The organism is Methylobacterium sp. Leaf94, from assembly GCF_001426045.1.
Classification (GTDB): domain Bacteria; phylum Pseudomonadota; class Alphaproteobacteria; order Rhizobiales; family Beijerinckiaceae; genus Methylobacterium.
Genome location: NZ_LMRM01000044.1, coordinates 1 through 8,917, shown reverse-complemented (window position 1 = coordinate 8,917; position 8,917 = coordinate 1). Strand labels below are relative to the sequence as shown.

8 protein-coding genes are annotated in these 8,917 nt (G+C 59.6%); 5 read left to right on the top strand and 3 right to left on the bottom strand.

Features of this window, described 5'->3' with window-relative positions; translation table 11 throughout:
• The 3 genes from ASG63_RS18435 to gmd form a co-directional block, all read right to left on the bottom strand.
• On the bottom strand, nucleotides 1-335 hold a 335-nt coding region (locus ASG63_RS18435), incomplete at its 3' end, for a sugar phosphate nucleotidyltransferase (protein WP_244479970.1).
• A 21-nt stretch (nucleotides 336-356) separates the two neighbouring features.
• Nucleotides 357-1,313 (bottom strand): NAD-dependent epimerase/dehydratase family protein, encoded by a 957-nt coding sequence (locus ASG63_RS18430; protein ID WP_056219861.1) that lies wholly within the window; start codon nucleotides 1,311-1,313, stop codon nucleotides 357-359.
• A 13-nt stretch (nucleotides 1,314-1,326) separates the two neighbouring features.
• Nucleotides 1,327-2,310 (bottom strand): GDP-mannose 4,6-dehydratase, encoded by a 984-nt coding sequence (gene gmd / locus ASG63_RS18425; protein WP_056219859.1) that lies wholly within the window; start codon nucleotides 2,308-2,310, stop codon nucleotides 1,327-1,329.
• Nucleotides 2,311-3,389: 1,079 nt separating this feature from the next.
• On the opposite strand from gmd, the gene ASG63_RS25515 reads away from it, so the two are divergent.
• The 5 genes from ASG63_RS25515 to tnpC all read left to right on the top strand — a co-directional run bounded on the left by ASG63_RS25515 (nucleotide 3,390) and on the right by tnpC (nucleotide 8,754).
• Nucleotides 3,390-4,523: a glycosyltransferase gene (locus ASG63_RS25515; protein ID WP_156394249.1), complete on the top strand. Its 1,134-nt coding sequence runs from the start codon at nucleotides 3,390-3,392 to the stop codon at nucleotides 4,521-4,523.
• A gap of 2 nt (nucleotides 4,524-4,525) precedes the next feature.
• Complete coding sequence (locus ASG63_RS24600; protein WP_082559391.1) at nucleotides 4,526-6,121, top strand: glycosyltransferase; 1,596 nt, start codon at nucleotides 4,526-4,528, stop codon at nucleotides 6,119-6,121.
• A 253-nt stretch (nucleotides 6,122-6,374) separates the two neighbouring features.
• Nucleotides 6,375-6,809: an IS66-like element accessory protein TnpA gene (tnpA, locus tag ASG63_RS18415; protein WP_162248653.1), complete on the top strand. Its 435-nt coding sequence runs from the start codon at nucleotides 6,375-6,377 to the stop codon at nucleotides 6,807-6,809.
• On the top strand, nucleotides 6,806-7,162 hold the full coding sequence (tnpB, locus tag ASG63_RS18410) for an IS66 family insertion sequence element accessory protein TnpB (RefSeq protein WP_056219850.1): 357 nt from the start codon (nucleotides 6,806-6,808) through the stop codon (nucleotides 7,160-7,162). The genes tnpA and tnpB overlap by 4 nt, the downstream gene beginning before the upstream one ends.
• A 68-nt stretch (nucleotides 7,163-7,230) precedes the next feature.
• On the top strand, nucleotides 7,231-8,754 hold the full coding sequence (gene tnpC / locus ASG63_RS18405) for an IS66 family transposase (protein WP_056219846.1): 1,524 nt from the start codon (nucleotides 7,231-7,233) through the stop codon (nucleotides 8,752-8,754).
• Nucleotides 8,755-8,917: the final 163 nt, after the last annotated feature.

Here is an 8,917-nt window from a genome sequence, read left to right as displayed (position 1 = left end):
CTCTCGGGGTCGCGCCGGGCTGCGTGCAGAGTGGCGACCGCCACCGCTGCGGCGGAGTCACGCCGTTCGGGCTCGAGGATGATGTCGGCTTGGATGCCGGCCTGCTGCAGCTGCTCGGCGACGATGAAGCGGGCGTCGCTGCTGGTGAGCACGGTGGGGCGCGCGAACACGCCGGTATCGCCCAGGCGCTGGGCGGTGGCCTGGAAGGTCGAGGTCTTGGGGTCCACGAGCGGCGTGAACTGCTTGGGCATGCTCTCGCGCGATGCCGGCCAGAGCCGCGTGCCCGAACCGCCGCAGAGAATGATCGGGTGGATTAGATTGGAGGATTCGCTCATCGGTTCAGCCTTTTCGCGGGTTTAACCACGCAGATTGGTGCGGGCGTAAGCAAGGATGTCCGAGAGTGTCGTGTCCCAATCCTCGCGCGGAACCCAACCGGTCGATGCCGAAAGCCGCGACGCGTCACCAGCCGCGACCGGGATTTCGGACGGACGCATCCGGTCCGCTGCAGTGCGCACCTCGAAGGGCGCACGGGCGTGCCGGCGCATGTCGGCGAGGACACTCGCGATACTTCGAGGTTGCCCCGAGGCGACGTTGAACACCGTGCCACTCTTGATCTGCGCACCGTGCGCGATCAGCATGGCGTAGGCCCGGACGACATCGGCCACCGGGAGGAAGTCGCGCGCGGCGTCCAGATTTCCGACCTCCAGCACCGGTGGAACGAGACCGGCTTCAATTCGCGCAATCTGTCCGGCGAAGGACGGCACGACGAATCGTTCGTCCTGGCCCAGGCCGATATGATTGAAGGGGCGGAGCACGACGAAACGTCCGTTCTTCAAGACGTCACGAAGAATCATCTCGCCGAACCATTTCGAGCAGGCATAAGCACCGCAGGGATCCGGTGGGGCCTCCTCAGTCAAAAGATCGCCAGTGAGAAATGCTCGGCCATAAACCTCGCCAGAGCTGACAAAGAACAGTGTTGCCTCTGGAGAGAAACGTATCACGGCCTCAGCTAGGTTCAGGAGGCCGCCGATATTGACCCGCCACGTCTCACCCGGCGCACTTGCTGATTGCTGTACGGAGGCAATCGCAGCTAGATGCAGAATATCCGTTGGCCGGAAGGTCGCAATAAAGTCTGCCAAACCAGAAGTATCTAGTAGATCAAGAGACTTGAAGGTCACCCCCGCGGGCAGATCCGCAGATCTGCCTCGCCCGATACCAACAATCTCGTCAGTGGGACCCGCAGCGGACGCGAGCGTCGTCAGAGCATGCCGACCGACAAAGCCGGCAGCTCCGGTTACAAGGATCCGCTTCACGGATTTGAAATGATCAGGACTTTGCACCGAGGCGTCTCAGATCGGCCTCGACCATCTCTTGGATCATCATTTCGAGGGTGATCTCGGCCTGCCAGCCGAATGCCGCCTGCGCCTTGGCCGGATTTCCAAGCAAAACCTCGACTTCGGCTGGGCGGAAGAGCTTCTCGTCGATGATGAGGTGATCGTCGATCGTCAGTCCAACGTGGCGGAATGCGATCTCGCACATTTCGCGGACCGTTACGGTGCGCCCCGTCGCAATGACAAAGTCATCCGGCGCGTCCTGTTGGAGCATCATCCACATCGCACGGACGTAGTCTTTTGCGTGGCCCCAGTCGCGCTTCGCATCGATGTTGCCGAGGCGGAGTTCCTTGGCGAGGCCGAGCTTGATCCGGGCGACACCGTCCGTCACCTTGCGCGTCACGAACTCGACGCCCCGCAGCGGAGATTCGTGGTTGAACAGGATTCCATTTGAGGCGTGAAGAGCGAAGCTCTCGCGGTAATTGATCGTCATCCAGTGGGCATAAAGCTTGGCCACACCGTAGGGAGAGCGCGGGTAGAAGGGGGTCGTCTCGCTCTGAATCTGCTCCTGGATCAGACCAAACATTTCTGAAGACGAGGCCTGGTAGTACCGGGCGTCGGGCTTCAGCGTGCGCACGCACTCGAGCAGGTTCACGGCACCGAGGCCGGTGATTTGACCGGTCAGAAGGGGCTGCTGCCACGACGCGGTCACGAAGGACTGGGCGGCGAGATTGTAGACCTCGTCGGGTTGGACCGCCTGCACGATGCGGGCGAGGCTCGACAGATCGAGCAGGTTGCCGTCATGCAACTCTACGTCATTCTGTATGCCAAGCCATTTCAGCCGGTGATCGAAGACACCTGCGTGGCTCGAGCGCCGAACGACGCCGTGTACGTCATAGCCCTTACCCAGCAGGAGTTGAGCAAGATAGGCTCCGTCCTGCCCCGTGATTCCAGTGATCAGTGCGCGCTTGTTCGTCACATTCGGCTCCAGGTTCGGGGTCGTTCGTCGCCAGCAGCATCGAGCATGGTGCGATGCGATGTCGTGTCGGCATCAATCGCGACGTCCCTACAGGAACAGGGGGGGGGCCGCCAAGTGCTGGATCATCCTGCCTCCCTCGCAGGAGGCGCGGTTCGGTCGATCGAAGGGCGAAGGACGCAGGGAAATTTAAAAGACGACCTGAAAGCCGGTGTTCGAATAGGATGCAGAAAGGCGGGGGCGCGTCGCGGAATCTCCATGAACATTCGGAGTCTGCCCGGCATTCCTGCGTGATGTCCACCGATCCGGCTTCGACCTGGGCCTGTTCGAGACCGGGGCCTCCATCGAAGCGCTGTGCCCGACAGCGCAGCCCCCTCTCTTCGAAACCGCTTTACTCCCCTCTCCAGCGCCCGAATGAAAGGACCGCCGGTCCCGACGATCGCACCGACGCTGGCAGGGGGCCTTACAAGCCGCTGCAAGCGACTCCACCGATGCAGCGCAGATCAATCAGAGCCACGCCAGCGGAATCCCTCTGAAACTGTCACGAAACTCGTACGCTGAAGATCGTTGACCGAGGGACGTCTGACACGTTTCCGCGATCGAATGCGCTGCGTGCGGTCGGTTCGTCACGACTTCTCTGAACGGCCGATCCCACGCATTCCACGATCCACTCGCGCAATCGGCGCCGCGCTTATCAGCCACAAGGCTGGCGTTTCGGCACACTCACACGCGGAAGCAACGGCCGATGGTTCTTCGGGTCGTCCCCGCCGCGTTGGCCTCAACATGGCGTGGTTAGGCAACCTTGACCGATTCAGGTATCCTGTCTGTCGGATTGCCGGTAAGCGCCGACCGCAGGCGGAGACGAGATCGCTCATCCTCCACCCAGTGTCGGGCAAAAATCCGTCGATGTGTTTTACGAGCGCTTCCGTACCGAACAGGCATGCTCTATGCGAGTGCAGGCTGCGCAATGATCCACTGGAATAATACCCAGTGCAAAATTTATTGGTCAATACGAACAACTTCTAGAAAGCGAGTATGGCATGCGAGGTAGGCGATGCTTTATCCTAGATCCAGTTTGCGCCATGAACTACGGGCACAGTCTCAATTCGCTTCATTATTTTGCCGGATTCGCCCGCAAGCATTTTGAGAATGTTGAAATCTTTGCAAGTCGACATCTTCCGATCGGCACCGAGAAGGATGAAATCCATCGTTTTTTCAATTTTTACTATGATAACTTGATAAAAATAGAAAATATACCAAGCGAAGATCATCAATTTGACGAAAATCTGTTCGAATCTCAGGACGATGCTGCATCTTACGATTTTTTCCGATTTTTCATCGAAGTCGACATCAGCTCTGATGATACACTGTTGTTTCCAAGCGCAGATTACTACGCGCTGATTGGTCTTTCAAACGCGATCCGCCGCCTTGAACAGCATAAACGTCCGCGCCTACTCGTTCGCCTGATAAATGTCATGGAAAACGTGAATTCGTTGGGATCGAACACGCTGCCCGTTCCTGTGCAGCGGATCCTGGCGCTGAAAAAGGAAGGCTACAGCATTAGCTTGTCTGCGGAAACGCCGAAATATTCTCGGTATCTTACAGACCTTTCCGGCGTTGCGTTCAGCACGACACCCTATCCCTCTTTCCAGACGGACATGCTCGCGTTGAGTGCAAACACGCCATTCACTGTTTTGTGTGGCGGCTCAGGACGGCGCGACAAAGGATTTTTTCGACTAATCGAAATCATCGAAGCCACAAATATATTTAATCCAGAGATCAGGTTTATTATTCAAAATCTGCATGCAAGCGAACAATTTGCAAACAAAGACTTTCTCAACAAGCTGTATTCGATCCCTAACGTGATACTCTTGCCGGGCGTGCTGCCCTATTCGGAAATCGTCCAATCCTACGCCGACTCTCATATCTGCCTCATGCCGTACGACGCTGCGACTTACGAATACCGTGGTTCGGCGATGCTCATGGAGTCGCTGTTGTTCGGTCGGCAATGCGTCGGCCAGGCGGGGACTGGTTTCGCCGAACAGATCAAATTATACGCCTGCGGAACTTCGTGCGGATCCAACTCCGAAATGGCGGCGGCGATAGCCACCCTGTCACGCAGTGATCGCAAGGACCTGATGGACCGCGCGGCGCAGTCTCGTGCTCTGTACATCGCCGACACTGATCAGAAATACGCTGCTTGGATGGATAATTGAGAATGGAAACGCTATTATTCGTCGACCATATCTTTCACACCAAAACGAAGTCTTTTGATTTTTTAGTAAAACTTTTACAAGAACGATTTATCGTAAAAACAGTCTATGTCGATCCGAAAGCGCGGTTCGATCCCTCGCTTTTACAAGACGAAGCCGATTATGTTGTATTGGCACAAGTCGACTTTCTGACTCCGTATTTTATATCGCAGGGAAAGAAGGTAATTGTTTTCCAGATGTTTGATGGCTCCAATGGATTACCGGATGAGCATTGGGCATTGAACCGCCAAGCAAGATATATCAACTTCTCGCAAACGCTTCATACCCGCGCCGTGCAGCTAGGCTGTGAGAGCCTGCTGGTTAAATACGCCCCAGATCCAGCGCGGCTTCCAGCCGTCACGAGTTACGATTCGCTGCGCTGCTTTTTCTGGAACCGGCTCCCCGATTCTCCAATCAACACACAGAGCGTCGGCAGACTTCTAAAGGGGCAGATCGACTCGTGTCACGTTCATCTGCCGCGGGACGATGCTAAGGTTGGCAGCGCGTCAGTCGAAGACGACTTTGATTGTAAGGTGACGACGTCGAATTGGTTTGACAGTAAAGCTGCTTTCGACGAAGTGCTCGGGTCTTGTAACGTTTTTGTTGCACCACGCGTCGCCGAAGGCATTGGGCATGCCTTCCTCGATGCAATGGCGCGAGGAATGGTGGTGATCGCTTGGGATTACCCAACACATAATGAATATATTTCTAACTGGCACAATGGTATTCTATTTAATGAATCGGTCTGCTCCGTAAATCTGCGGGATCGGACCGATTTAGAGAAAATGGGGACTTTGGCACGCGTCGCGATCGTGAATGACTATGAACAGTGGCAACGCGACGGCGATCGGATCAACGACTTCATCGCATCCTGTCCAGCGGCCGAGGTGCCGCAGCTGCCGCGCTGCCAGGATGAGATCGTCAAGATCATCCATGCGTACCGAGGCGGACCAGACACGTACGGTGCGGAACTGCGCAAGCGAACCCTGACAGTCAACATGCTATCGCAATGGCGTGATTATGCCCGTCCGCCGAAAACGCGCACCAAGGTCGAACGCGCAGCGGTGCTCGCGTTGGTTTTCGGCAAAGGAAATGCCAAGTATTTCCAACGAACCGGCTTCAGCGCAGCCGAGGAACTCTTCACATGGACGGCTGACACGGCTGCTACTCTCGGGTTCCCCAATACGCTTCTGCCCGATCGTATTGGAACGATGCGGATGCAGATCAGAGTCCGATCTTTGACACGAAATAATCTCGAGATCACCGTGAATGGGCGCAGCGCTGCGAAAATTCGAACCAGTTCTGCATGGTCGACTCACGAGTTCGTAATCAGTGCGGAGGGGAATACGACTGCCGGAGAGACAATTATTGGGATCTTTTGCGAGAAACTTGTTTCTCCCAAAAATAAAGATACACGTAAGCTTGGTGTAGCAATCCAACATATTACGATCTTTTCAGACGTCGGGTATGCTTTGCCGGCCGCAGTTCCAACTGGGTTTAGGTGGGCCGTAGGCTGGCTCGCAGGACTGCTCCCTTTTGAGGCCAGCAGGGAACAGAGATAAAGCAAGATTCTTCGCTGGCCCAAGCCAGCACGGCTTCACTACACAGCCTCGGACATGTATCAGCAGGCGAGCGTGCATCGACGTTGCGAGTTCGCCTGTGAGCTCGAATTGGGGGGGCAACACAGCTATTGCGTGCCCTGGCCTGAGAACGCACTCTAAAACGGTATATGGTAAGCGGTGTCTGGAGCCGCCCTTCCCGGGTTGATTGCGATGGGGGATTCTGACGGTCCCGGGTTCGGATCGTTTTATGTCTATGCTTGAGCATATGATCGAGCCGCCGCGGTCGTTCCGCCGGCTGGACGTGATTATGGGCGTGGGCGGCCGTCGGCGCTGGTCCGATGCTGAGCGTGAGCACATCCTGGCCGAGGCGACCGCCCCCGGCGCGGTGGTCTCGGTGGTCGCTCGCCAACACGGGATGAGCCCGCAGCACCTGTTCACATGGCTTCGCTCAGCACGGCGTGCGGTGACTGCGCTTCCCGAAGCCCCGCAGCTGAGGTTCGTACCGGCGCTCGTCGAGGATGTAGCAACCGATCCAGCGCCGCGACGATCCCGGCTTCGGACCTCGCATCGGTGTACGCCTACCGCCGCGATTGAGCTGGATTTGGCTGGCGTGACCGTTCGGATCGGCGCGGACGCGTGTGAAGCGACGATCGCGTCGGTGATCAGGGCGCTTAAGGCCACGGCATGATCGGGCCATCCGGTGCGGTGCGCGTGATGATGTCGACGCGGCCGGTAGACTTCCGCGAGGGCATGGACGGGTTGGCCGCTCTGGTGCGAGATGCGATGGGCGGGGATCCATTCTCCGGCACGGTCTACGTGTTCCGCTCGAAGCGAACGGAAAGGGCCAAGCTTTTGTTCTGGGACGGGAGCGGGGTGGTCTTGGCGACCAAGCGCCTGGAGGCCGGTCAGTTCTGCTGGCCGAAGATCGAGGATGGCGTCGTACGCCTCACGGCGGCGCAACTCGCAGCCCTGCTCGAAGGGCTCGACTGGAAGCGTGTTCATGTGGCGCGTACGGTCATCGCACCGGCGGTCGCAGGGTGAGCAAAAAGGCTGCTCCGGTTGCTCTCGGGCGATGGTAAGGCACTGGCAGATATGCTCTAATCCGCTCCGTGGCCAAGCCTGCTTCACCCCCATCCAACGATCCCGAGACGCTCAAGGCGCAACTCGTCGAGGGGCAGGCCGAGAACGAGCGACTGCGCCAGATCATCCTGGCGATGCAGCGCCACCGCTTCGGACGCCGGGCCGAGAGCCTGCCCGAAGACCAGTTCCTTCTCGGGCTGGAAGAGGCCGAACAAGTCGAGGCCGCGGGTTTTGCTGCCGAGGAGGCCGAGCCGGCCAAGAAGACGGCCCGGGGGCTCAAGCGCCGCACCAACCGCGGGGCGCTGCGGGCCCACCTGGAGCGGGTCGAGACCCTTGTCGACATCGACAGCAACGCCTGCCCGTGCTGCTCGGGCGCCCTGCACAAGATCGGCGAGGACGTATCCGAGCGCCTCGACGTGGTGCCGGCACAGTTCCGGGTGTTGGTGATCCGCCGCCCGCGCTACGCCTGCCGGGCCTGCGAGGACGCGTTCGTGCAGGCCCCGGCACCGCCCCGGCTGATCGAGGGCGGCCTGCCCACCGACGCGCTGGTCGCGCAGGTGCTCGTCTCCAAATACGCCGACCACCTGCCGCTCTACCGCCAGGCGCAGATCTTCGCCCGCCATAGCGTCGTCCTCGACCGTTCGACGCTCGCCGACTGGGTCGGGCGGGCCGCCTTCCTGCTCCGGCCGGTGCACGCGCGGCTGCTGGAGACGCTGAAGCGCTCGGGCAAGCTGTTTGCCGACGAGACCACGGCGCCCGTGCTCGATCCCGAGCGCGGGCGCACCAAGACCGGTCAGCTCTGGGCGTACGCCCGTGACGACCGGCCCTGGGGCGGATCCGATCCATCCGGTGTCGCCTACGTCTACGCCCCCGACCGCACCGCCGGCCGGCCGATTGCGCATCTGGCTGGGTTCGAAGGCGTGCTGCAGGTCGACGGCTATGCCGCCTACGAGGTGCTGGCCAAGGGGGGCGCGGTGCGGCTGGCCTATTGCTGGAGCCACGCACGACGGCTGTTCTACGAACCTGGCCCCGCCTCGCCGATCGCCACGGAGGCGCTGGCGCGCATCGCCGCGCTCTATCGGATCAAAGCCGAGATCCGCGGTCGCCCGGCCGACGAGCGGCGTGCCGTGCGTCAGGAGCGAAGCCGGCCGGTGATCGAGGCACTGGAGCCGTGGCTGCGCGAGAAGCTCGGGCTCGTCAGCCGCAAGAGCAAACTCGCTGATGCGATCCGCTACGCCCTCTCGCGCTGGGCCGGCTTGAGCCTATTCCTCGACGACGGCCGGGTCGAGATCGAATCCAACATCGTCGAGCGCGCGATCCGGCCCCTGACGCTGAATCGGAAGAATGCGCTCTTTGCCGGCTCGGACGGCGGCGGCCAGCATTGGGCGGTGATCGCCTCGCTGATCGAGACCTGCAAGCTCGTCGGCGTCGAGCCGCACGCCTATCTCACCGACGTCATCACCCGCATCGTCGAGGGCCACCCACAGAGCCATCTCGACGACCTCCTGCCATGGGCCTACCAGGCCATGCCAGCCCTCAAAGCCGTGGCCTGAAAACAGCGCTTACGGTATATGAGGGTGGCCCCTCGATTCGCATTTCTTGGTCTCGGTGTGCCACTCCCACTAGGTGTTTGGTCCCGGCATGTGGTGTGACGGATCGAGCCTGAAGCGTTCTGGCTCTTTCGTCCAGGTGTGGCAGATGAATTCGTAGGGCGTG

Coding starts and splice junctions, on each gene's coding strand:
- ASG63_RS25515 (WP_156394249.1), top strand. CDS start 3,390: ATGAACTACGGGCACAGTCTCAATTCGCTTCATTATTTTGCCGGATTC.
- ASG63_RS24600 (WP_082559391.1), top strand. CDS start 4,526: ATGGAAACGCTATTATTCGTCGACCATATCTTTCACACCAAAACGAAG.
- tnpA (WP_162248653.1), top strand. CDS start 6,375: ATGCTTGAGCATATGATCGAGCCGCCGCGGTCGTTCCGCCGGCTGGAC.
- tnpB (WP_056219850.1), top strand. CDS start 6,806: ATGATCGGGCCATCCGGTGCGGTGCGCGTGATGATGTCGACGCGGCCG.